The organism is Extensimonas vulgaris (genome assembly GCF_003337425.1).
GTDB lineage: Bacteria > Pseudomonadota > Gammaproteobacteria > Burkholderiales > Burkholderiaceae_C > Extensimonas > Extensimonas vulgaris.
The window spans coordinates 179,379-201,519 of the sequence record NZ_QPJU01000004.1 but is presented as its reverse complement, the minus strand read 5'-3'; the positions used below and the strand labels follow the sequence as shown (position 1 = coordinate 201,519).

The window sequence follows — 22,141 nt, the reverse complement described above, 5'->3', positions numbered from 1 at the left end:
GCGCTTACATCGGGAAAAGTGCTTGCTACGAAGGATGTAGCAAAACCGCGCTAAGTGCTTGATTTTATTGGTAGGGCGTGTAGGACTTGAACCTACGACCAAAGGATTATGAGTCCTCTGCTCTGACCAACTGAGCTAACGCCCCGTATGCCGCCGCTGAACCGGGCGGGCGAAAAGAGCGCTATTGTAGTGCCTCAGGGGCGGTGGCTCAGGGCGTTCGAGACGAGTTTAGCGGTGATGTCCACGATCTGGATCATGCGGTCGTAGGGCATGCGAGTGGGGCCGATCACGCCCAGGGTGCCCACCACCTTGCCGTCGATCTCATAAGGCGCACTGACTACCGACAACTCCTCAAAGGGCACGACCTGGCTTTCGCCGCCGATGTAGATGCGCACGCCTTCGGCTTGGTTGGTGATGTCAAGCAGGCGCAGGATTTGCGTTTTTTGCTCGAACAGCGCGAATGCGCGGCGCAATTGCTCCATGTCGGCAGAAAAGTCGCTCACGGACAGGAGGTTGCGCTCGCCTGAGATCACGACCTCTTCCTGCGCTTCGCTCAAGGCTTCGGAGCTGGCGTTCACCGCGGCCTGCATGAGCGCAGCGATTTCACCGCGCAGGGATTCCACCTCGGACTTGAGCTTTTCGCGCACCTGATCCATCGATAGACCGGCATAGTGGGCGTTGAGAAAATTCGCGGTCTCGATCAATTGCGACTGGGTGTAGTCCACGTCGGTGAAGATCACGCGGTTTTGCACGTCGCCTTCGGGCGAGACGATGATCACGAGCAGGCGCCGCTCCGACAGGCGCAGGAATTCGATCTGACGGAATACCGAGGCGCGACGCGGGGCCAGCACTACACCGACGAATTGCGACAAATTCGAGAGCAGCTGCGCCGCGTTTGCTATGACTTTTTGCGGCTGTTCGGGGGGGAGCTCGGGCGGCAGTTCGGGCGCCGGAAGGGGCTCGGACTGCGCGGTGAGCATGGTGTCCACGAACAGGCGGTAGCCGCGCGCCGTGGGCACGCGGCCGGCCGAGGTGTGGGGGCTGGCGATCAGACCGAGGTCTTCAAGGTCGGCCATGACGTTGCGGATCGTGGCCGGAGACAAGTCCAGCCCCGAGGCGCGCGAGAGCGTGCGCGAGCCCACAGGCTGGCCTTCGGCGATGTAGCGTTCGACCAGGGTTTTGAGCAACAACTTGGCACGGTCATCGAGCATGGCGGATTTGATGATGTAATTTACAGATGAAGTCCAATTTTCACCATGTAGCGCTTTTTGGCAAATATCAAGCCACGCACGCAGCCGGCAAGTCCGAGAGCGCCCGCGCGGCGCTCGAAGACATCGCCGAGTTTCTCGCGCGCCGCGGCTGTGAGGTGGTACTCGAGGCGGAGACGGCGGCCAATACGGGCCTCGGCCAGTACCCCACCCTCACGGTGCCCAAGATCGGTGCGCAGTGTGACCTGGGGCTGGTGGTGGGCGGCGACGGCACCATGCTGGGCATTGGGCGGCAGATGGCGCGTTATGGCACGCCCTTGATCGGCATCAACCAGGGGCGACTGGGCTTCATCACCGACATTCCCTTTGGCGGCTACCAAACCGCGCTCACGTCCATGCTGCAAGGCGAGTATGAGGAAGACCAACGCGCGATGCTCCACGCGCGCGTGCTGCGCGATGGCAGTGTGGTGTTCGAGGCGCTCGCGCTCAACGACGTCGTGGTGAACCGCGGCGCGACTTCGGGCATGGTGGAGCTGCGTGTGGAGGTCGGCGGGCGCTTTCTGGCGACACAGCGCGCGGATGGCCTGATCGTCGCCTCGCCCACGGGCTCCACGGCCTACGCGCTCTCGGCGGGCGGCCCCATGCTGCACCCGGCGATTCCGGGCTGGGTGTTGGTGCCGATCGCGCCGCACACGCTCTCGAACCGCCCCATCGTGCTGCCCGACGATGAAGAGATCGCCATCGAGCTGGTGAGCGGGCGCGATGCGAGCGCGAATTTCGACATGCAGTCGCTCGCCTCGCTGCTGCATGGCGACCGCATCCTCGTGCGACGCGCGCAATATCGAGTGCGCTTTTTGCACCCGCTGGGCTGGAACTACTTTGCCACGCTGCGCAAAAAATTGCATTGGAACGAAGGAGCTTCCTGACCATGGCACTCAAACGGATCACCCTGCGGGATTTCGTGATCGTGCCCGCGCTCGAGCTCGAATTGCACTCCGGCTTCACCGTACTCACTGGGGAAACCGGCGCGGGCAAGTCCATTTTGATCGACGCACTGCAACTCGCGCTGGGTGCACGCGCCGACGCGGGCGTGGTGCGCGAGGGCGCCGCCAAGGCCGAGATTTGTGCCGAATTCGACTGCCCCGCAGCCCTGCGCCCCTGGCTCGAAGAGGCCGGCTTCGATGCCGAGGACACGCTGCTGCTGCGGCGCAGCATCGACGCACAGGGCAAGAGCCGCGCCTGGATCAACGCCACGCCTGCGACGGCGGCGCAGCTGCGCCAGCTTGGAGAGCAACTGCTCGACATCCACGGCCAGCACGCCTGGCAAAGCCTGATGCGGCCCGACGCGGTGCGCGCCCTGCTCGACGCCTACGCGGGCGCCTCCGCCGAGGAGGTGGCCACGCTGTGGACGCGCTGGCGCGCAGACGTGCAGGCACTGGAGGCGGCAGTAGCAGCGCAGCAAAGCCTGCACGCCGAGCGCGAGCGGCTGCAGTGGCAGATCGGCGAGCTCGAAAAACTCGCGCCGCAAGAGGGCGAGTGGGAGACGCTGGACGCGCAGCACCGGCGCCTGTCACACGCGCAGGCGCTGCTCGATGCGGCGGGCGCGGCGCTCGCGCATCTGGAGCACGAGGACGCCGGCGCGCAGACGCAGCTCGCGCAAGCGCAGGTGCGCCTGCAAGGGTTGGCCGAACTCGAGCCCGAATTCGCCAACCTCAGCGAAATTCTGGCCTCCTGCCTCGCGCTCGCGGCAGACGTGCAGCATTCGCTGCAGACCTATCTGGGCCGCACCGAGCTCGAACCGCAGCGCCTGGCCGAGCTCGACGCGCGTCTGGCCCAATGGCTCGCGCTCGCGCGGCGCTACCGGCGCCCGCCGGCGGAGCTGCCGGCGCTGCTGCAATCGTGGCAGCATGAGCTGCAGCGCCTCGATGCCGCCGCCGACCTGGCCGCACTCGAGGCCGCCGAGGCGCGCAGCGCGCAAGCCTACCGGGCGGCGGCGCAGGCGCTGTCGGCCGCACGCCACGAGGCCGCACCGCGCCTGTCCGCCGCCATCACGCAGGCCATGCAGGGGCTGGGTATGGCCGGCGGCGTGTTCGAAGTGCGCGTGCAGCCCGCGGCACAGGCCACGGCGCACGGCATCGACGCGGTGGAATTCCTCGTCGCCGGGCATCCGGGCGCCACGCCACGGCCTTTGGGTAAGGTCGCCTCGGGCGGGGAGCTGTCGCGCATTTCGCTCGCGATCGCCGTCACGACCAGTGCGCTCGGCGACGCAGGGACGCTGATTTTTGACGAGGTGGATGCCGGCGTCGGCGGGGCCGTGGCGCAGACCGTGGGGCGGCTCATGCAGCAGCTCGGGCGCGAGCGCCAGGTGCTGGCCGTGACGCACCTCGCACAAGTGGCGGCCTGCGCCGACCAGCACCTCGTCGTCGTCAAGCAGCGTGCCGCTGGCGGCAGCTACAGCACCGTGACCGAAGTGCAAGGCGCCGCGCGCGAAGCCGAGATCGCGCGCATGCTGGGCGGCGCAGAGCTGACCGAAACCACCTTGGCACACGCACGCGAGATGCTCATGGCACTGCACCAGGCGCCTGCAAAAACTACCATTTCAGTAGCTGGTAGCGCTTGATGGAATTAGCTTAGAGGCCGATTTCATACTAAATTTTCGGCCTGGAGCTCTTTTTTGAGGTAGGCGTAAAACAGCGGTGCCGCCACCAAACCTGCGGGGCCAAAAATGGCCTCGAGCACGAACATGGTGGCCAGCAGCTCCCACACGGTGAGTTGCGTGCGCTGGCCCACCACTTTGGCGTTGATGAAGTATTCGGCCTTGTGAATCAGGATCAGAAACACGAGGCAGGCCAGCGCCACCACCGCAGACACCGACAGCCCGACGAGCGTCAAAACGGTGTTGTAGAGCAGGTTGCCGACGATAGGGATCAGGCCGAGCACGAAACTCAACAAAATCAACACCATCGCATATGGGAGGCGGTATCCCCACAGCGGCAGCACGAGAAACAAAAACAGCGTCAGCAGACCGGTGTTGAACAGCGCGATCCAAAACTGCGCGACCACGATTTGCCGGAACGTCTCGCCAAAACGCCGAACACGAATGTGCAATTGCGCACTCAAGGGCTTGAGCGCCAAGGTCGGCGGGCGGGTCGCAGCGAGTGCACCGATGATCAAACCAACGACCACATGCACCAAGCCCGCGAGCCAGGCCCGCCCCGTAATGGCGAGGCTGCCCGCTTTACTGCCCAGATAGGCGGCAAGGACGCGCTGGATCTCCGCCGCGCCTTCGGGCAGCTGGCTCGCAATGTCGGGCGGCAGCCGCTCGCGCAGCTCGAGCACCGTGCGCGCCATGAAGGCCAGCAGCTCACGGTACTGCGCGGGCGCATCGAGCACCACACCGCGCGTATAAGGGAAGGCCGCGGCAATCAGCAGCAAGGGCATCAGCACGATCGCAGCGGCCGCGAGGTTCGCCGCTGCACCCGAATGCATGAACCCGCCGAGACGCATGCCGAGCCAACGGGCGCCCAGAAACCCCAGGCACACCGCCAGCAGGCCCGGCAGCAAGTGGTAGCGCAAGATGAGCACGAGCGCGCACGCCATGAGCACGTAGCTGGCAAGCTTTACGGCACGCGAGGAGGATGAGGAGTTTGGCACGGCACTCAATCACGCAAATCGGGCTTAGGCAATGCATCCGCCCCATCGAAAAATCCCCGGTGCTCCCTTGTTTGCGGAAGTCCTATAGCGAAGTGGGCTGCCTGCGTTGGGGGCCAAAATTGGTGCCCCACACGCTCACGCCACCACCACCGCTGCACCCGCACCACGCGCTGCGATGCGGCCTATGCGGTACACCTGCTCGCCTGCGGCGCGCAGCGTGCTGCTCGCGGCATCGGCGTCGGCCTCGGCCACGATCACGACCATGCCTATGCCGTTGTTGAAGGTGCGGCTCATCTCCACGTCGTTGATGCCCGCAGTTTGTTGCAGCCAGGCAAACAGCTCGGTTTGCGGCCAGCTACCCTTCACAAGATGCGCTGCGAGCCCCTCGGGCAGCACGCGCGGGATGTTTTCGAGCAGGCCGCCGCCTGTGATGTGCGCCAGCGCCTTGATGCCGCGGCTGCCCTGCGCCGGGTGCTGCGCGAGCGCGGCGAGCACGCTTTTCACGTACAGGCGTGTGGGCTCCATGATGGCGGCGCGCAGGGGCTTGCCGTCCAACGTTGCGGGCAATTGCGCCGCGGCGCGCTCCAGGCACTTGCGCACCAGACTGAAGCCGTTGGAGTGCACGCCGCTCGAGGCCAACCCCAGCACCACGTCGCCCGCCTGCACGTTCTGGCCCGTGAGGATCTGTGACTTTTCGACCGCGCCCACGGCAAAGCCGGCCAAGTCGTATTCGCCGGGCGGGTACATGCCGGGCATCTCGGCCGTCTCGCCGCCGATGAGCGCGCAGCCCGCGAGCTCACAGCCGCGCGCAATCCCGCCGACCACGGCCGCCGCGGTATCGACGTCGAGCTTGCCGCAGGCGAAGTAATCGAGAAAGAACAGCGGCTCGGCGCCCTGCACCAGCACGTCGTTGGCGCTCATGGCCACCAGGTCTATGCCCACGGTGTCGTGCATGTTCCACTCGAAGGCCAGCTTGAGCTTGGTGCCCACGCCATCGGTGCCGCTCACGAGCACGGGCTCGCGGTAGCGCCTGGGCACCTCGAACAATGCGCCAAAGCCGCCGATGCCGGCCAGCACGCCTTCGCGCAGCGTCTTGCGCGCCAGCGGTTTGATGCGCTCGACGAGAGCGTCGCCAGCAGCGATATCGACGCCGGCGTCTTTGTACGACAGGGGGGTAGTAATAGGATCAGCAGCACTCATGGCAAGGCGGCACGGGCGAACGTGCACGGCAGACTAAAATTCGCGCCGATTCTACGGTGCCGGGTGGCCTGCCCCGCCGCTTTTCCCTTCGGCGGCCTGATGTTCGCTACGCCCCTTGCGCCCCAAGCCTGCCCTCCATTCCAAGCCAGCATGCCCTCGGCCTTCGCCCCCTTCCCTTCGCTGCCCGCACGATGAAGCCTCCATGAAACAACTGGCATTGGACCTGGGCTTGGCCCCGCCGCCCTCGCTCGCGCAGTTTCACGCCGGCCCAAACGCGGCCGCGCTGCAGCATTTGCGCCTGATGCTCGCATCTGCAGCGCCCGTGCCCACCTACCTGTGGGGCGAAGCCGGCAGCGGCAAAACGCATCTGCTGCAGGCCGTGCGCGCCGACTTGCAAGGGCGTGGCGCAAGCGTGGGCTGGCTGGCTGCCGATACGGCCGCGCCGCCCGCTTTCGACGAAGGCTGGGCCGCAGTGCTGCTCGACGACGTGCACGCCTACGACAGCGCCCGGCAGGCGGTGGCCTTCAACTGGTTCGTCAACGCCCTGCATCCTGCGAGCGGCCACCCGCGCTGGGTGCTTGCGGCGGGCGCGCTGCCGCCCGCCGACCTGCCGCTGCGCGAGGACTTGCGCAGCCGCCTGGGCTGGGGCCATGTGTTCCAGCTGCAGCCGCTGGGCGAAGCCGACTGCCGCGCCGTGCTGCGCGCGCAGGCCGCGGCGCGCGGCATCCGCCTGAGCGAGGAGGTGCTGGACTTCATGCTGCAGCGCTTTTCGCGCGACCTGGGCAGCCTCATGCAGCTGCTCGATGCGCTCGACACCTTCGCCCTGCGCACCCAGCGCGCCGTCACGATTCCACTGCTCAAAACCATGCTGGAGGCCCTTTGAACGGGCGCAAGCAGCTATTATTTTCATACCACCTTTGACCTGCGCATGACCCTCCCGCTCCGCCCCCGCGTCACGCTGTTCGACCTGGACCACACGTTGCTGCCCATAGACTCCGACCATTCCTGGGGCGAATTCACCGTGCGCATCGGCTGGCACGACCGCGACGAGTTTTTGCGCCGCAACGACGCCTTTTATGCCGACTACCAGGCCGGCACGCTCGACATCCACGACTACGTGCGCTTTGCCACCGCCGCGCTGCGCGAGCGTGGCCCGCAGGAGGCCGCCGCCGCACAGGCCCGCTTCATGCGCGAAGTGATCGCGCCCGCCATCCGACCCGAGGCGCTCGCGCTGCTGCGCCAGCACCAGGCGGCGGACGAGCATGTGCTCATCATCACCGCCACCAACGAATTCGTCACGCGCCCCATCGCCGACGCGCTGGGCGTGCCCGAGCTGCTCGCCACGCGCCTGGCGCGCGATGCCAGCGGCTGGATCACCGGCGAAATCGAGGGCGTGCCCTGCCTGCGCGAAGGCAAGGTACAACGCATGGAACAATGGCTGGCCCAGCGCGGCTGGCGCTGGAACGACATCGAAAGCACGTTTTACAGCGACTCGATGAACGACCTGCCGCTGCTCGAAAAAGTCGAGCACCCCGTGGCCACCAACCCCGACCCGCGCCTGCGGGCCCTCGCGCAAGAGCGCGGCTGGCGCATTCTGGACCTGTTCGCCTCATGATCAAAAACTTCATCGACAAGCTGCTGGGCAAAGCGCCCGCGGGCAGCGCCAAGACCAAGAAAAAGCCCTCGTTCGGCCGGCGCGCCGAGGTGCCCGCGAGCGTGCACGGCATAGACCCGAACCTGGTCGATCGCCGCGCCGCCGAGGTGGTGCACACGCTCAAACAGGCGGGCTTCGAGGCCTACATCGTGGGCGGCGCGGTGCGCGATCTGCTGCTGGGCCTGCGCCCCAAGGACTTCGACGTGGCCACCAACGCCACGCCCGAGCAGGTCAAGCAGCTGTTTCGGCGCGCCTTCATCATCGGACGGCGCTTTCGCATCGTGCACGTGGTGTTCGGGCGCGGGCGCGAGCACGAGGTGATCGAAGTCTCGACCTTCCGCGCCTACCTCGACAGCGCCGCGGCCGAGCAGGTCAGCGGCAACGAAAAAAGCTCGCGCCAGGCGCTCGCGGGCGTGCAGCACGCCGTCGATGCCTCGGGGCGTGTGCTGCGCGACAACGTCTGGGGCTCGCAGGAAGAAGACGCGGCGCGGCGCGACTTCACGATCAACGCGATGTATTACGACCCCGAAACGCAGATCGTCGTGGACTACCACAAGGGCATCCAGGACGCGCAGAAAAAACTCCTGCGCATGATCGGCGACCCCGCCACGCGCTACCGCGAAGACCCGGTGCGCATCGTGCGCGCCGTGCGCTTTGCCGCCAAGCTCAGTGCGCTGGGCTTTACGCTCGCGCCGCAGACCGCCGCGCCGCTCGCAGCCTCGCTGCCCTTGCTCGCCGACGTGCCGCCCAGCCGCATGTTCGACGAAATGCTCAAGCTGCTGCAAACGGGCCACGCCATCGCTTCGGTCGAACAACTGCGCAAACTCGGGCTCGCGCGCGGCATCTACCCGCTGCTCGACATGGTGGTGGAGCGCGCCGACACCCCCTTCGTGCGCGCCGCGCTGCTCGACACCGACCGGCGCGTGGCCGAAGGCAAGTCCGTGGTGGCGAGCTTTCTGCTCGCCTGCGTGCTCTGGGACGACGTGCGCGCGGCCTGGCAGCAGCGCCTGCACACGCAGCACCCCCTGCCCGCGCTGCACGAGGCCATCGACGAAGTGTTCGAGCGACGCATCGGCGACGTGTCCGGGCGCGGCAAACTCGCGGCCGACATGCGCGAAATCTGGGTCATGCAGCCGCGCTTCGAAAAGCGCACCGGCAACACGCCCTTTGGCCTTGTCGAGCAGCCGCGCTTTCGCGCCGGCTTCGATTTTCTGCGCCTGCGCGCCGACGTAGGCGAAGTCGAAGAAGCCCTGGCCGAATGGTGGCAAGACTTCCAGAACGCCGACGACGAGCGCCGCGCCGACCTGATCGCACAGGCGCGCGAAGAGCAAAAAGGTCAGGAAAAATCGCGCAAACGCCCCACCAAGCCGCGGCGCGCGGCACTTCCACCGTCCGAGGACGGCACGCCGCCGACTGCAGAGCCGGCACCCTCTACAGCCGCCGATGCAGTTGCCGACGAAGCCGCAGACGCAGACCAGCCCCCGAAAAAACGCCGCCGCCGCCGCCGCAAGCCCGCCGCGCAAGGCACGGGCGCAGAAGCCGGGGGGGACGCGTCAAACCACGCAGACGCTGGAACAGACGCAGGCGCCAACGCCGCTGGCAGAAATGCCGAATCGGGCGCCGCGCCGAACGCTGTGCCTGATTCCCACTGACCGATTCCCGCCCGCATGCCCCCACCTAGGCGCACCGACCACCCCAACGGCGCTGCCCAGAACGCCGCACCACCTTCGGCTAGCCCGGCGGCGGTGCGGATGGTGGAAGCCGTGTCCGCCGGCATCGGCCTGGGCGCCAACCTCGGCGACTGCGCCGCCACGCTGCGCCAGGCGCTGCAAGGCATCGCCGCCCTGCCCGGCACGCAGCTGCTGCGCCAGTCATCGCTCTACCGCAGCGCCCCCGTCGCCGCCACGGGGCCGGACTACGTCAACGCCGTGGCCGAGATTCTCACCACGCTGAGCCCGCAGGCGCTGCTGCAAGCCCTACAAAATCTGGAGCACGCCGCAGGCCGCGAGCGCCCCTATCGCAACGCCCCGCGCACGCTGGACCTGGACATCCTCTGGTGGGGCGAGCTGCAGCTGCACACTCCCACCTTGACCGTGCCACACCCCCGCATGCACGAGCGCGCCTTCGTGCTCCTGCCGCTGGCCGAAATCGCACCCGAGCGCGTCACGCCCGAACAACTGCGAGCGGTGCAGGGGCAGCGGGTGGAACGGCTGGGGTAATCAAGGGCCGGTTTCAGGCGTTCGTCTGCCAACGCCAGGGGAACCATTGGGAGCAGATTCGTAATGGCGGGGGCGCTTAGGCCAAGTGCGGATGCCGGGATGTGCGCCCGGCGGCGCACCTTCTTTTCTTGTCTCGCCAAGAAAAAAAGGCAAAAGAAGGCGACCCTGCTGCCTGCGTCCCTGCCCGCCTCGCGGCGGTCAGGGCAACCTGCGGTGCTCACGCCCGGCGGGGTCGCGCGAAACTCGCTGAGCTCAAACAATCGTGCGCCTTTTTCCCACCGGGCGCTGCGCTCCTCGGCGCAGGCAGAAGGGCTTGAAATACCACACGGGCCATCGCTGCGCTCGGCCTTTGTGGTGCGGCGTTGGCAGATAATCGAAATTTGACCCTAATTTATCCCGCGCACGGCCATGCCAGCGAATGAAAAATCGCACCCAGTACAGGTACGCCTTCTCGGTCTGTAGGTTGCCTGACGGGCATTTTTCAAGAAGTTCTCTCCGCCCGCCTTTTGCGCTGAAAAATGGCATGGGCTGCCAACCTCACAACCGCCGCAGCGGCGCCCGCGAATGATTGGGCATGGGCCACATGCTTGCACCGCCACCCTGATAGGGGACGTTATAGACATGCTTGAGCGCCCAAGCCAGCATGCCCAGCCAAGGAAACCGTACCGAGTAGTTTGATCACGACAGATCAGCACACGGCCGAGCCATGGACGACTAAGCGGCAGCCAAAATAAAATAGCTTCCGGCGTCCGCCAACGCCCACGTAGGCGCGCAAACAACCTGGGTTCAACCCAGATTGTTCATTAGGACGCGGGATGGTGGCGAGGCGGCTGGCGTGGCAGTTTGGTCGCGGGTGAGAAGTCCATGGCCAGTGCCATAGACGCCGAAGCCGCGGCCGAAATGACCGGCAGACGTCCGCCAACGCCCGCGTAGGTGCGCAGCACCGCCTAATGGACAATCTGGGTTCAATGCCCCCGCTCGCCAAATCTTGGGCTGCCGCGGTCGGGCCGCGGGCCTTCGCCGTGGGGTTCGCCGCGGGGTTCGCCACGAGGGGGGCGCATGGCACCGGGGTCGTGTCTTGGCCCTTCGGGAAAACGCTGGGGCCCTTCGGCTCCGGGGCGTGCTTGTGGCTCAGGCGGCTGCGTGCGGTACTGCCCCGGCCCAGGGGGCGGCGGATTGCGTGGGGGATGGAAGCGTGGGGGTTGGTAACCAGGCGATGGCCGATAGGGTGGCGGCGGAGGCGGGCGGTGCCCATCATGGATGGGGCCATGCTCCCACCGGTGACGCTCTGCATACCACGGACGGTCGCGATAGTGGTCGTACCAGTAGGCGCCGAGCGTGAAACTGACGATGCCTATGCCAATCACCGGGCCGTAATCGGGCACGGGCACGTAGGTTCCTTGGTAGGGATACGTGATGTAACCGCCGTACACCCAGCCGCGGTAGGGGCCGGCTACCACGTCGCACCAGCTGTAATCGCTCAGGCATCCTTGCACGTTGATCGCCAAGCCACTGCCCAACACGGCGACGACCGGATAAACCTGTCCTGGTCCGGCGCGCAGATTGACCGTGGCCGAGAGGTAGGCCGTTTGGGCCTGGGCCCATGCCGGCACGGCCAGCGCTGCGGCCAGAACGGCCCCCATGGTGAATTTTTTCATGGCAAATCCTTTTGCTTTCAAAATAAGAGCTAATTGCGCTTGATATATCTGCCTTTGAGGCATATTTTTCTTATTTTTTACCTTCAGTGAGCGCGTGCATACTTGTTCAACGCGCGAGCTGCTGGCGCGTTCACCCGCGCGGGTGGTGCTGGGCGTGCAGCGTCTTGAGGCGCTCGCGCGCCACGTGGGTGTAGATGGTGGTGGTGGAGATATCCGCGTGGCCCAGCAGCAGTTGCACGGCGCGCAGGTCGGCGCCGTGGTTGAGCAGGTGCGTGGCGAAGGCGTGGCGCAGGGTGTGGGGCGAGAGCGGCGCGGTGATGCCGGCCTGCACGGCGTATTTTTTGACGAGCATCCAGAACATCACGCGCGTCATGCCGGCGCCGCGGCGCGTCACGAACAAGTCCTCGCTCTGCTGGCCAGCGAGGATCGCGGGGCGTGCGTCTTGCACGTAGCGCAACAGCCATTCCCTGGCCTCGTCGCCAAAGGGCAGCATGCGCTCCTTCGCGCCTTTGCCCAGGGTGCGCAGCACGCCGTCGTGCAGCGCGATCTGGAAGGTCTTGAGGCCCACGAGTTCGCTCACGCGCAGGCCGCTCGCGTACATCAGCTCAAGCATGGCGCGGTCGCGCAGGCCCAGCGCGCTCGCCACGTCGGGCGCCTGCAGCAATGCCTCGACCTGCGCTTGCGTCAGCGTGCGCGGGGTGCGCAGCGGCTGGCGCGCGGCGTCGAGGCGCGCCGTGGGGTCGGCCGTGATGCGCCGCTCGCGCAGCGCCCAGCGAAAGTAGCGCCGCAGGGCCGACAGGCGCCGATTCGCCGAGGTGGCGCGGCTTTGCGTGTGGCGTTCGGCAAAGTAGGACTGCAGGTGGTGCTCGGCCGTGGCGTCGAGCGCGATGGGCGGCTGTTGGCGCGCGAGCCACTCGGCGTACAGGCGCAGGTCGCGCCGGTAGGCTTGGAGCGTGTTGCGCGCCAGGCCGTCCTCGAGCCACAGGGCGTCGATGAAGGCGTCTATGGCCAGGTGGCTTTGCGCAATCAATTCAGGAGCTGCTTGCGCACGTGAATACTGCGCAAAAGGCATATTTTGCTCATATTTTCGGGTCGCGTAAAAGAGCGCTGCCGTGCTTTGGTCATTCCAGCGAGAGCTTTTGCTGCGCCACCACGCGCTTATAGACCTCGTACTCGGCGCGGATCTGCGCAGCAAACTGCTCGGGCGTGTTGCCGACGATGATGGAGCCCGTGTCCTCGATGCGCTTGCGCACGGCCGGATCTTCGAGCGCCTTGCGCGTGGCAGCGTAAATTTTGTCCACCACGTCTTTGGGCAGGCCCTTGGGGCCGACGATGCCGTAAAAGGCCATGCGGTTCACCGGCTCCAGGCCCACCTCTTTGAATGTGGGCACGTCGGGCAGCGCCGCTACGCGCTGCGGCGCGGCGACGACGATGGGCACGAGGCGCTTTTCCTTGATGAAGGGCAGCGCCGAGGGCAGGTTGTCGAAGATGATGGGTACCTGCCCGGCCACCACGTCATTGAGCGCCGGCCCCGCGCCGCGGTACGGAATGTGCGTGACGAAGGTGTGGCTGAGGTTTTTGTAGAGCTCCATCTGCAGGTGGCCTATGCCGCCCGTGCCCGAGGACGCATACGAGTATTGGCCTGGCGCGGCCTTGAGCGCCGCAACGAAGGACTTGTAATCCTTGGCCGGAAAGCTGGGGTGCACTGCGATGAGGTTGGGCGTGGCCGCGACGTTGGTGATGGGCGTGAAGTCCGTCAGCGGGTGGTACGGCGTCTTGGGGTTGATGGCGGGGTTTGCCGCGACCGTAGATACCGTGGCAATGCCCAGGGTGTAGCCGTCCGGCGGCGACTTCGCCGTTTCGTTCGCACCCACGATGCCTCCACCGCCGCTCTTGTTCTCGACGATCACGCTCTGCCCCAGCGCACGCCCGAGCGGATCGGCGATCACGCGCGCAATGATGTCGGTCGTGCCGCCGGGTGCGAACGGCACTTGCAGTTTGATGACCTTGTTGGGGTAGCCTTGCGCTGCGGCGGACCCTGCCGCAGCGGCCAGCGCCAGGGCAAGCCAAGTACGTCGGTGCATGGGGTATCTCCTGGAAAAAACAAAACCATAGTATGGTATGCGCACATGCCGCGCGGCTGTATAGCGTTGGCTGGCCAGCATTTTTGCCGGCATCTTTGCCGCTATGCTGGTGTAGTGTCTGATGCTTGATGCGACCAATAAAACCGATGGATTTTTGGTCTGGGCAAGGCGCAAACCGCAGCGATACCAGGTGGTATCGCGAGGATTTGCAACGCGGCCCAGACCGAAAAGACGCGGTTTTACGTCGCAGATAGCGTCGAACACTACACTAGGTGCGTGAACTACGCGCAACTGCTTTTCCCCGATTTTTCGCTGATTCTGTCCGGCTACCTGCTGTGCCGCTTTACGGCGCTCGACCGCTCCATCTGGCAGCCCGTGGAGAGCCTGGTGTATTACCTGCTCTTTCCGGTGCTGCTGTTTCACTCCATCCTCAAAAGCCCCATCGAACTGCACGCCACCGCCAACCTGCTCGCGGCGGGCGTGCTTTCGGGGCTCGCGGGCATCGCGCTGGCCTACAGCCTGCCGCACTGGCCCTGGCTCGGGCGCCATATCCCCCGGCGCGACCACGCGGCGAGCGCGCAGGTGGCGTTTCGCTTCAACTCCTTCATCGGCCTGGCCTTGGCCGAGCGCCTGGCCGGAACGCAAGGGGTGCTGTTGATCGCCGTGCTGATCGGCGTGTGCGTGCCGATTTTCAACGTGGCCGCGGTCTGGCCTATGGCGCGGCATGGCGAGCGCGGCTTCGTGCGCGAGCTGCTGCGCAACCCACTGATCATCGCCACCGTCACCGGGCTCACGGCCAACCTGCTGGGCTTGCGCATACCCACCTGGCTGGAGCCCGCCGTCGGCCGCGTCGGCGCGGCCTCGCTCGCGCTCGGGCTGATGTCGGCGGGCGCGGGCATGCAGCTGGGCCTGTTGCACCGCGGCAAACTGCTCGCTGCCGGGGTGCTGGGCATACGCCACCTGCTGCAGCCGCTGATAGCCAGCGTGCTTGCGCGCCTGTGGGGGCTGGACGCACTGCAAACCACGATACTGCTGGCCTTCACGGCCCTGCCCACGGCCTCTACCTGCTACGTGCTGGCCGCGCGCATGGGCTACAACGGCGCTTACGTGGCCGGTCTCGTGACGCTGTCCACCCTGCTCGGCATGCTGAGCCTGCCGTTTGCGCTCAGCGTGCTGCGCGGGGCTTGAATCCGGCGCGAGCCTCAACCGCCCTGCGCGAGTGCCCAGGCCACGTGTTCGCGCACCAGCGGGCTTGCGTGGCCAGAGCGTGCCTGCAGCGCGGCGCGCATCGCGGCCTGCTCTTCACCCTGCACTGCGTCATTGCGGCTGTGCAGCGCATTGCCCAACGCCACTGCGATGTTGCGCAGCCAGCGCTCGTGGCCTATGCGGCGGATCGGTGAGCCTTCGGTGCGGCGCAAAAACGTGGCTTCGTCCCAGGCGAAGAGCGACACCAGCCGCTGCCCCGTGAGCTCGGCGCGCGCGTCGAAGTCAGGCAGGCTACTGCGCTGGGCAAACTTGTTCCAGGGGCAGACGAGCTGGCAGTCGTCACAGCCGTAAATGCGGTTGCCCAGCAGCGGGCGCAGTTCGGGCGGGATCGCGCCCGGGTGTTCGATGGTCAGGTAGGAAATGCAGCGCCGTGCGTCCAGCCGGTAGGGTGCGACGATCGCCCCCGTGGGGCAGGCGCTCAGGCAGGCGCTACAACTTCCGCAGTGCTCTGGCACCGGCTGCGTGGGCTCAAGCACCAGATCGGTATAAATTTCGCCGAGAAAAAACATCGAACCCGCGGCGCGGTCGATCACGAGCGTGTGCTTGCCGCGCCAGCCCAGGCCGCTGCGCTCGGCCAGCGCGGCCTCGAGCACCGGCGCCGAGTCGGTGAACACGCGGTGGCCAAACGGCCCTACGGCCGCGGCGATGCGGTCACAGAGCTTTTGCAGGCGCGCGCGCAGCACCTTGTGGTAGTCGCGCCCACGCGCGTAGAGTGAAACCACGCCCTCGTGCGGGCGCTCCAGGCGAGCCCATTCGACGGTGCGCCAGTCCTGATCGCCTTGCGCCGACCACCCAGCGGCGTCCATGCGCGGCAGATAATCCATGCGCGCGGTGATCACGCTCACCGTGCCCGGCACCAGCTCGGCCGGGCGGGCACGCTTCAAGCCATGCGCCGCCATATAGTCCATCGTGCCGTGGAACCCTTGCGCGAGCCATTGCACTAACCCGGACTCGCACGCGGACAAATCGACGCCCGCCACGCCGATTTGGGAAAATCCCAGCTCGCGGCCCCACGCCTGGATTCGAGGAACGATTTGACTGTCACACCCCATACCGACACGATTGTAGAAAGCGCAGCAGGCGCTGCAGCGCACAGCGGCGCCCTCGCTTGCCTCTGGCGCACCGAGGACGACACCGCCGCCTTCGCGCAGCAACTCGCGGCGCAGTTGCAGGCGCTGCCGCCCGACGCCAGCGTCTTCATCACGCTGCACGGCGAACTCGGCGCAGGCAAGACCACGCTCGTGCGCCATCTGCTGCGCGCACTGGGCGTGCAGGGGCGCATCAAGAGCCCGACCTACGCCGTGGTCGAGCCTTACGAATTGCCGGGTCTGCCGGTCTGGCACTTCGACTTTTACCGCTTCAGCGACCCGCGCGAGTGGGAAGACGCCGGCTTTCGCGATATCTTCGCTGCCCCCGGCCTCAAACTCGCTGAATGGCCAGAAAAGGCTGCAGCGCTCATTCCACCTGCGGATATAGCTATTAATATAGAAGCAATCGACGACACCAGCAGGCGCGCTACGCTGCAGGCCGCGAGCGCTACGGGGCGCCACCTGCTGCAAGCCCTGCGTGCATCGCCATGACGCCTTTGCAAGCTCCATCCCCCTTCACGCCCCGATTGCCACGGCGCACGCTGCTGCAGGCTGGCAGCCTGGTGCTGCTGCTGGGCGTGCAACAGATCGCGCGCGGCGCCACCATCGTGGCCGTGCGCGTGTGGCCCGCGCCCGAGTATTCGCGCGTCACCATCGAATCCGATGCGCCGCTCGTGACCCGGCAGACCTTTGTCAACGCACCGCCGCGCCTCGCGGTGGACATCGAAGGCATAGACCTGAACCCGGCGCTGCGCGAACTCGTGGCCAAGGTCAAAGCCGACGACCCGAACATCGCGGGCATCCGCGTGGGCCAGTACGCGCCCAACGTGGTGCGCCTGGTCATAGACCTCAAACAAGAAGCCCAGCCGCAGGTCTTCACGCTCCAGCCCGTCGCCGCGTACCAGCACCGGCTGGTGCTCGATTTGTACCCAGCGCGGCCCGTCGATCCGCTCGAAGCATTGATCGCCGAGCGCCTGCGCGACGCGCCCGCAACGGCCCAGGGGCAGGCACCCTCTTCCACCACCGCCGCGGCCAAAGCTGCCTCGGCACCCATTGCCACGCCGCCCGCACCAGTGCAAGCCGCCAGCCCCAGCAGCGCAGCGCACTCCGCCACGGCGGCGCGCGCAGCCTCAGACCCGCTCGGCGAGCTCATCACCCAGCGCACGGCCCGCCCAGCGCCGGCAGCAGCACCCAGTGCGCCGCCTGTCAACGTAGCCGCAGCCCCCGCGCCCGCCACGACCTCACCCGCCACGATCTCACCTTCTGCACCCACGGCCACCTCCGCTACCCCGCCCGCCACCGCGCGCAGCAGCACGGGCGCGACGTCGCGCCAGACCGACCGCATCATCATCGTCGCGTTAGACCCGGGCCACGGCGGCGAAGACCCCGGCGCCACCGGCCCCGCAGGCACACACGAGAAGGACGTGGTGCTGCGCATCGCCTTCTTGCTGCGCGACCGCATCAACGCCACGAGCGTGAACGGCAACCCCATGCGCGCCTTTCTCACGCGCGACGCGGACTTTTTCGTGCCACTGGGCACGCGCGTGGAAAAGGCGCGGCGTGTGCAGGCCGACCTGTTCATGAGCATCCACGCCGATGCCTTCACGACGCCAGCCGCGCGCGGCGCGAGCGTGTTCGCCCTGAGCCAGAGCGGCGCCTCGAGCACCGCCGCGCGCTGGCTCGCCAACAAAGAGAACCAGGCCGACCTGGTCGGCGGCCTGAATGTGCGCGTACAAGACCAGCATGTGCAACGCGCCCTGCTCGACATGAGCACCACGGCGCAGATCAACGACAGCCTCAAGCTCGGCAGCGCGCTGCTGGGCGAAATCAGCAACGTGGGCCAGCTGCACAAGCCGCGCGTGGAACAAGCCGGCTTTGCCGTGCTCAAGGCGCCCGACATCCCCAGCGTGCTCGTTGAAACCGCTTTCATCAGCAACCCCGACGAAGAGGCGCGCCTGCGCAGCCGCGAATACCAGGAGCGCCTGGCCGACGCGCTGATGCGCGGCATCCAGCGCTACTTCGCCAAAAACCCGCCGCTCGCGCGCAGCCGCTCGGTCTAAGCAAGGTACGCGAGACACCCGGTGCTAACCCACAAAGCTCAGAGGGCGTGTTCGCCGCCCACCAGGCGCCGATACAAGGTCGTGCGTGAGATGCCGAGCCGGCGCGCTGTGCGACTGCGGTTGCCCTGCTCGAGCCGCAGCGCCTCGACGATCGTGCGCCACTCGATCTCCTTGAGCATGCCGGGGGCGGCGCTTGGCGCCATGGACGGCGCCATCCCGCTGGGGGGCGCCGCGCAAGTAACTTGTGCTGCATGAAGGTGCTCGGGCAAATGTTCCAGGCCCAACTCGCCGCCATCGCTCATCACCGCCATTTGTTCGATCAGGTTATGCAACTCGCGCAAATTGCCGGGAAAGTCGTAGCCGTGCAAAAAAGCGCGCAGCGCCGCAGAGACGGTCTTGACGATGCCATGCCGCTGCGCAACCTCGGCCAGCGCGTTGTCGATGTAGCGATCGAGGTCTTCACGGCGCTCGCGCAGTGGCGGTAAGTGAATGCCGACGCGAAAGCGGAAATACAGGTCGCTGCGAAAGCGCCCTTCTTCCATGGCGCTGCGCAGGTCACGGTTCGTCGCCGCGACGATGCGCACGTTGACCGCGCGTGGCTTGTCGCTGCCCAGGCGCGTGACCTTTCCATCTTCGAGAACCCGCAGCAGATAGGGCTGCAAGTCGAGCGGCAGCTCGCCCAATTCGTCCAGAAACAGCGTGCCGCCGTCGGCCTGCTCGAACTTCCCGGCCTGCCCGCCGCGGCGCGCACCCGTGAACGCCCCTTCGACGTAGCCAAACAGCTCGCTCGCGAGCAACTCTCGGGGGATGGCGCCGCAATTCACGGCGATGAAGGGTTTGCCTGCGCGCTTGCTGGCGCGGTGGATGGCCTGCGCCATGATTTCCTTGCCGGTGCCCGTTTCCCCTTCGAGTAGCACCGGCACATCGACCACGGCGACCCGCAGCGCCTGCATCGCGGCCTTGCGCATGGCGGCGCCACGGTGCCCACGCAGGCGCGGATCGAGCGTGTCGGGCTCGGGTGCCATGGCGGTGGACTCGCAAGGAGCGCCCACGCCCGCAGGCGCACGCCGCAACAGACGCGGAATGCGCACCAGCATGCCCACGTAGTCCTGCCCTTGGAAAATGGGGCGCACCCAATCCGGCTGCAACCATGCCGGCGGACGCCATACGCCCTGCGCCTGCCATTCACCCCCGAGCGCCATGCCACGCCGCAGCGCCAGTTCCACACCGTACGCACGCAAGGCTTCGAGCGCATGTTCATTGCTGCGCAACAGACGCCCTTGCCGATCGAGCAGCAACACGCCGTCGCTGCCCTGCCGGGCGCTGTGCTCGAGGTAAGCCTCGACCAGCATGGTTTCGCTACGCAGACGTGCGCAATCCAGGGCCTGCTCTATGCGTTTGCTTGAAGAAAGCACCAAGGAGCGCGCGTAATCATCGAACACCTGCTCGCAGTGCGACAGGTCGAGCACGCCGATCAGTCGGCCGTCGAGCGGGTCGTGGATCGGGCTGGCGACGCAGCTCCAGCGTGTAACCGCGTCGCAGTAATGCTCCACGTTGCGAATCACAGCCGGGCGGTCCAGCGCAATCGCCATCCCCACCGCGTTCGTGCCAGCTGCGCCCTCTGCCCAGATGCCACCGGGAACGATGTTTACCTCGGCGCCTGCATCGCGGGTCGCTGGAGCACCGCAGGCTTGCAAGATCACGCCAGCCCCGTTGCAAAGCAAGACCATTGCGCCCGCATCCGCAAGTGAATCCTCCATGTCGCGCAACACCGGGCGCGCTGCGTCGAGCAGTGCACCTTGTTCGCGTTGCGCCACCTCCAAATACGCCGCATCGACCGGCGCCGCCGGCAAGCCGGGATCGACCCGCTTGTCGCGACAACGCCGCCACGATTCGACGACCAGCTCACTGACGCAACCGTGCACAGGCGTGCCCCCGCTCAGGAATGCCTCGCGCATGCGCAACACACGCATCGCCTCGTCCATGCTGCCGGTGCGGATTGCGGGTGCTCGTCCATCAGCCAATGCCATGCCTTGTCTCCTCGTTCTGCTGCAAACTGCCCTATGCCACGACGCGCCTGCACTGTTTATGCGGCACCTTGCTTTGACCTGGGTCAGGAACTTGTATTTAGACGCAGATCGGCACCAATCACCATAGTGAATACCCTGACCTCAGGGTGGCAAATCTGCAACTGCAGGTTTCCATGTTTGCAATTGCTACACCTGCTGTTCCAGAGTGGAACATTCTTGCGTCATGCATCCAGCCCCAAACATCACTGCAATAGACCAGCACGTCATTCCATGAACATGGCGTAAGGCATGGCTTCACAGCAAGATGGCTGGCATTCGATTTGCTTGGCAAGCCCTCGCCAGTCTGTGGAGACTGGAGGAGCAACATGATGGCAAACAATGGAAATGTGATGGCAGGAGACACGGATTTTGACGCACTCATCGTCGGCGCCGGATTTGCGGGACTTTATCAACTGGAGCGCTTGCGCAACCTGGGAATGAAAGTCCGGCTTTACGAGGCAGGTGGCGGGGTGGGCGGCATATGGCACTGGAATTGTTACCCGGGTGCACGTGTCGATACTTACTCGGCGATCTACCAGTTTTCTGACCCGAATCTCTGGAAAGACTGGAACTGGAGCGAGCTTTATCCGAGCTGGAACGAAATGCGAACCTATTTCGACCACGTGGACCAGCATCTGAATTTGGCAAAAGACGTGCAGCTCAATACCAGAGTCACGTCGGCCCAATTTGATGAGCGCAAGCGCCACTGGGTCGTGCAGGATCAAAACGAAAAAACGGTACGTGCACGGCATGTTTTGCTGTGTACGGGTTTTGCCTCTGCGCCTTACATCCCTGCCATTCCGGGCAAGGAGCTGTTCCGGGGTGAAATGCACCATACGGCGCTTTGGCCACAGGGCGGTTTGGACTTGACAGGAAAAAAGGTGGGCGTCGTGGGCACCGGAGCCAGCGCCATCCAGGTCATCCAGGAAGCCAGTCGCAAAGCCAGCCATACCACGGTCTTTCAGCGCACGCCCATGCTCGCACTACCGATGCGCCAGCGCCCCCTGAGCGCCGCAGACAATGAGCGCATGAAAAAAGATTACCCGGCGCGCTTCGCGCGGCGCGCAGAGACCTTCGGCGGCTTTGACTTCGACTTCCGGGATGAATCCGCACTGGCGGTTTCGCCGCAAGAAAGAAACGCCGTTTATGAAGAGCTTTGGGAACAAGGGGGCTTTCCATTCTGGCTAGGCACTTACAACGATGTGCTGATGAATGCCGAAGCAAACCGCACTGCATACGACTTCTGGCGCGACCAGACACGCCAGCGCATCAAAAAGAAGGAGCTTATCGAGAAGCTCGCGCCCACCGAGCCACCCCACCCCTGGGGCGCCAAGCGACCTTCGCTGGAGCAATATTATTACGACGTGTTCGCTCAGGACAATGTCGCGCTGGTGGATTTGCGTGAATCGCCGATTACAGAAATCGACGAGCGTGGCATCAAGACCAAAGATGGGCGACACGACCTTGACATCATCGTATTCGCCACGGGTTTCGATGCCGTCTCTGGAGGCATCACCCGCATCAATATCGCAGGCAGTGATGTGCCAAACATCAAAGAAAAATGGAAAGATGGCATACGCACGCAGCTGGGTATCGCCACGAGCGGCTTTCCGAATCTGTTTTTCCTGTATGGGCCGCAAAGCCCTTCCGGTTTTTGCAACGGCCCCAGCGCCGCAGAAATCCAAGGAGATTTGATCGTGCAAATGCTGAAGGATTTACGCGATCAGGGAATTACACGCGTCGAAGCCACACCGGCCGCAGAAGAGGCATGGCGGCAACACAATCTAGAGACCGCCGCGCATACTTTGTTTCCGCAAGCTGATTCCTGGTACATGGGCGCCAACATTCCAGGCAAACCGAAAGAAATTCTCAATTATCCCGGAGGTCTGCCGACCTACGTACAAAAATTCAAGGAAAACGCCGCACGAAATTATGAAGGTTTTACCTTGTCATAAAACAAGCTGACCCTGAAGGATATTTG

18 protein-coding genes and 1 tRNA gene are annotated in these 22,141 nt (G+C 65.5%); 10 read left to right on the top strand and 9 right to left on the bottom strand.

Annotated elements, in window-relative coordinates; all coding sequences use genetic code 11:
• Window positions 1–68 precede the first annotated feature (68 nt).
• Window positions 69–145: transfer RNA gene (locus DFR45_RS08020), tRNA-Ile, on the bottom strand.
• Between the two features lie 49 nt (window positions 146–194).
• Window positions 195–1,211, bottom strand: coding sequence for a heat-inducible transcriptional repressor HrcA (hrcA, locus tag DFR45_RS08015; RefSeq protein ID WP_114483173.1), 1,017 nt, complete (start codon window positions 1,209–1,211; stop codon window positions 195–197).
• A 26-nt stretch (window positions 1,212–1,237) separates the two neighbouring features.
• On the opposite strand from hrcA, the gene DFR45_RS08010 reads away from it, so the two are divergent.
• Complete coding sequence (locus DFR45_RS08010) at window positions 1,238–2,134, top strand: NAD kinase (protein ID WP_114483172.1); 897 nt, start codon at window positions 1,238–1,240, stop codon at window positions 2,132–2,134.
• A 2-nt stretch (window positions 2,135–2,136) separates the two neighbouring features.
• Complete coding sequence (gene recN / locus DFR45_RS08005) at window positions 2,137–3,828, top strand: DNA repair protein RecN (protein ID WP_114483171.1); 1,692 nt, start codon at window positions 2,137–2,139, stop codon at window positions 3,826–3,828.
• Between the two features lie 23 nt (window positions 3,829–3,851).
• On the opposite strand, the gene DFR45_RS08000 is transcribed toward recN, so the two are convergent.
• Window positions 3,852–4,871 carry an AI-2E family transporter gene (locus DFR45_RS08000; protein WP_114483170.1) on the bottom strand — a complete coding sequence of 340 codons (1,020 nt, stop codon included), beginning with the start codon at window positions 4,869–4,871 and terminating at the stop codon, window positions 3,852–3,854.
• A 126-nt stretch (window positions 4,872–4,997) separates the two neighbouring features.
• Entirely contained in the window at window positions 4,998–6,062 is a 1,065-nt protein-coding gene (gene purM, locus DFR45_RS07995; RefSeq protein WP_114483169.1) for a phosphoribosylformylglycinamidine cyclo-ligase, read from the bottom strand.
• A 202-nt stretch (window positions 6,063–6,264) separates the two neighbouring features.
• Here purM and hda point away from each other — a divergent pair, with 202 nt between their 5' ends.
• The 4 genes from hda to folK all read left to right on the top strand — a co-directional run bounded on the left by hda (window position 6,265) and on the right by folK (window position 9,935).
• On the top strand, window positions 6,265–6,945 hold the full coding sequence (hda, locus tag DFR45_RS07990) for a DnaA regulatory inactivator Hda (RefSeq protein ID WP_114483168.1): 681 nt from the start codon (window positions 6,265–6,267) through the stop codon (window positions 6,943–6,945).
• A 45-nt stretch (window positions 6,946–6,990) separates the two neighbouring features.
• Window positions 6,991–7,677: a histidinol-phosphatase gene (locus tag DFR45_RS07985; RefSeq protein WP_114483167.1), complete on the top strand. Its 687-nt coding sequence runs from the start codon at window positions 6,991–6,993 to the stop codon at window positions 7,675–7,677.
• Window positions 7,674–9,368, top strand: a complete 1,695-nt coding sequence (gene pcnB / locus DFR45_RS07980) for a polynucleotide adenylyltransferase PcnB (RefSeq protein ID WP_114483166.1) — start codon at window positions 7,674–7,676, stop codon at window positions 9,366–9,368. The genes DFR45_RS07985 and pcnB overlap by 4 nt, the downstream gene beginning before the upstream one ends.
• Window positions 9,369–9,467: 99 nt before the next feature.
• On the top strand, window positions 9,468–9,935 hold the full coding sequence (gene folK, locus DFR45_RS07975; RefSeq protein WP_114483165.1) for a 2-amino-4-hydroxy-6-hydroxymethyldihydropteridine diphosphokinase: 468 nt from the start codon (window positions 9,468–9,470) through the stop codon (window positions 9,933–9,935).
• A 965-nt stretch (window positions 9,936–10,900) separates the two neighbouring features.
• On the opposite strand, the gene DFR45_RS07970 is transcribed toward folK, so the two are convergent.
• The 3 genes from DFR45_RS07970 to DFR45_RS07960 all read right to left on the bottom strand — a co-directional run bounded on the left by DFR45_RS07970 (window position 10,901) and on the right by DFR45_RS07960 (window position 13,677).
• Window positions 10,901–11,593, bottom strand: a complete 693-nt coding sequence (locus DFR45_RS07970) for an SH3 domain-containing protein (protein ID WP_158636980.1) — start codon at window positions 11,591–11,593, stop codon at window positions 10,901–10,903.
• A 130-nt stretch (window positions 11,594–11,723) separates the two neighbouring features.
• Complete coding sequence (gene xerD / locus DFR45_RS07965; RefSeq protein ID WP_114483163.1) at window positions 11,724–12,665, bottom strand: site-specific tyrosine recombinase XerD; 942 nt, start codon at window positions 12,663–12,665, stop codon at window positions 11,724–11,726.
• A gap of 49 nt (window positions 12,666–12,714) precedes the next feature.
• Window positions 12,715–13,677: a tripartite tricarboxylate transporter substrate binding protein BugE gene (locus DFR45_RS07960; protein ID WP_114483162.1), complete on the bottom strand. Its 963-nt coding sequence runs from the start codon at window positions 13,675–13,677 to the stop codon at window positions 12,715–12,717.
• 276 nt (window positions 13,678–13,953) lie between these two features.
• Between DFR45_RS07960 and DFR45_RS07955 the strand changes: the two genes are divergently transcribed.
• Complete coding sequence (locus tag DFR45_RS07955; RefSeq protein ID WP_114483161.1) at window positions 13,954–14,865, top strand: AEC family transporter; 912 nt, start codon at window positions 13,954–13,956, stop codon at window positions 14,863–14,865.
• Window positions 14,866–14,879: 14 nt separating this feature from the next.
• On the opposite strand, the gene queG is transcribed toward DFR45_RS07955, so the two are convergent.
• A complete protein-coding gene (queG, locus tag DFR45_RS07950) occupies window positions 14,880–15,995 on the bottom strand; it encodes a tRNA epoxyqueuosine(34) reductase QueG (protein ID WP_174564682.1) in 1,116 nt (371 codons plus the stop codon).
• On the opposite strand from queG, the gene tsaE reads away from it, so the two are divergent.
• Window positions 15,978–16,523 carry a tRNA (adenosine(37)-N6)-threonylcarbamoyltransferase complex ATPase subunit type 1 TsaE gene (tsaE, locus tag DFR45_RS07945; RefSeq protein ID WP_114483160.1) on the top strand — a complete coding sequence of 182 codons (546 nt, stop codon included), beginning with the start codon at window positions 15,978–15,980 and terminating at the stop codon, window positions 16,521–16,523. The genes queG and tsaE overlap by 18 nt on opposite strands.
• Entirely contained in the window at window positions 16,520–18,091 is a 1,572-nt protein-coding gene (locus tag DFR45_RS07940) for an N-acetylmuramoyl-L-alanine amidase (protein WP_114483159.1), read from the top strand. The genes tsaE and DFR45_RS07940 overlap by 4 nt, the downstream gene beginning before the upstream one ends.
• Window positions 18,092–18,129: 38 nt before the next feature.
• Here DFR45_RS07940 and DFR45_RS07935 read toward each other — a convergent pair whose 3' ends face one another.
• On the bottom strand, window positions 18,130–20,121 hold the full coding sequence (locus DFR45_RS07935; protein WP_114483158.1) for a sigma-54-dependent Fis family transcriptional regulator: 1,992 nt from the start codon (window positions 20,119–20,121) through the stop codon (window positions 18,130–18,132).
• A 368-nt stretch (window positions 20,122–20,489) separates the two neighbouring features.
• Between DFR45_RS07935 and DFR45_RS07930 the strand changes: the two genes are divergently transcribed.
• Window positions 20,490–22,115 (top strand): flavin-containing monooxygenase, encoded by a 1,626-nt coding sequence (locus DFR45_RS07930; protein WP_206665067.1) that lies wholly within the window; start codon window positions 20,490–20,492, stop codon window positions 22,113–22,115.
• Window positions 22,116–22,141: the final 26 nt, after the last annotated feature.

What these genes read in the sequence shown, in the direction of transcription:
- recN (WP_114483171.1), top strand. Translation starts at nt 2,137, where the DNA reads ATGGCACTCAAACGGATCACCCTGCGGGATTTCGTGATCGTGCCCGCG.
- DFR45_RS07940 (WP_114483159.1), top strand. Translation starts at nt 16,520, where the DNA reads ATGACGCCTTTGCAAGCTCCATCCCCCTTCACGCCCCGATTGCCACGG.
- queG (WP_174564682.1), bottom strand. Translation starts at nt 15,995, where the DNA reads ATGGGGTGTGACAGTCAAATCGTTCCTCGAATCCAGGCGTGGGGCCGC.
- DFR45_RS07930 (WP_206665067.1), top strand. Translation starts at nt 20,490, where the DNA reads ATGGCAAACAATGGAAATGTGATGGCAGGAGACACGGATTTTGACGCA.
- hda (WP_114483168.1), top strand. Translation starts at nt 6,265, where the DNA reads ATGAAACAACTGGCATTGGACCTGGGCTTGGCCCCGCCGCCCTCGCTC.
- DFR45_RS07970 (WP_158636980.1), bottom strand. Translation starts at nt 11,593, where the DNA reads ATGAAAAAATTCACCATGGGGGCCGTTCTGGCCGCAGCGCTGGCCGTG.
- folK (WP_114483165.1), top strand. Translation starts at nt 9,468, where the DNA reads ATGGTGGAAGCCGTGTCCGCCGGCATCGGCCTGGGCGCCAACCTCGGC.
- pcnB (WP_114483166.1), top strand. Translation starts at nt 7,674, where the DNA reads ATGATCAAAAACTTCATCGACAAGCTGCTGGGCAAAGCGCCCGCGGGC.
- DFR45_RS07960 (WP_114483162.1), bottom strand. Translation starts at nt 13,677, where the DNA reads ATGCACCGACGTACTTGGCTTGCCCTGGCGCTGGCCGCTGCGGCAGGG.
- hrcA (WP_114483173.1), bottom strand. Translation starts at nt 1,211, where the DNA reads ATGCTCGATGACCGTGCCAAGTTGTTGCTCAAAACCCTGGTCGAACGC.
- DFR45_RS07935 (WP_114483158.1), bottom strand. Translation starts at nt 20,121, where the DNA reads ATGGCATTGGCTGATGGACGAGCACCCGCAATCCGCACCGGCAGCATG.
- purM (WP_114483169.1), bottom strand. Translation starts at nt 6,062, where the DNA reads ATGAGTGCTGCTGATCCTATTACTACCCCCCTGTCGTACAAAGACGCC.
- xerD (WP_114483163.1), bottom strand. Translation starts at nt 12,665, where the DNA reads ATGCCTTTTGCGCAGTATTCACGTGCGCAAGCAGCTCCTGAATTGATT.
- DFR45_RS08010 (WP_114483172.1), top strand. Translation starts at nt 1,238, where the DNA reads ATGAAGTCCAATTTTCACCATGTAGCGCTTTTTGGCAAATATCAAGCC.
- DFR45_RS07985 (WP_114483167.1), top strand. Translation starts at nt 6,991, where the DNA reads ATGACCCTCCCGCTCCGCCCCCGCGTCACGCTGTTCGACCTGGACCAC.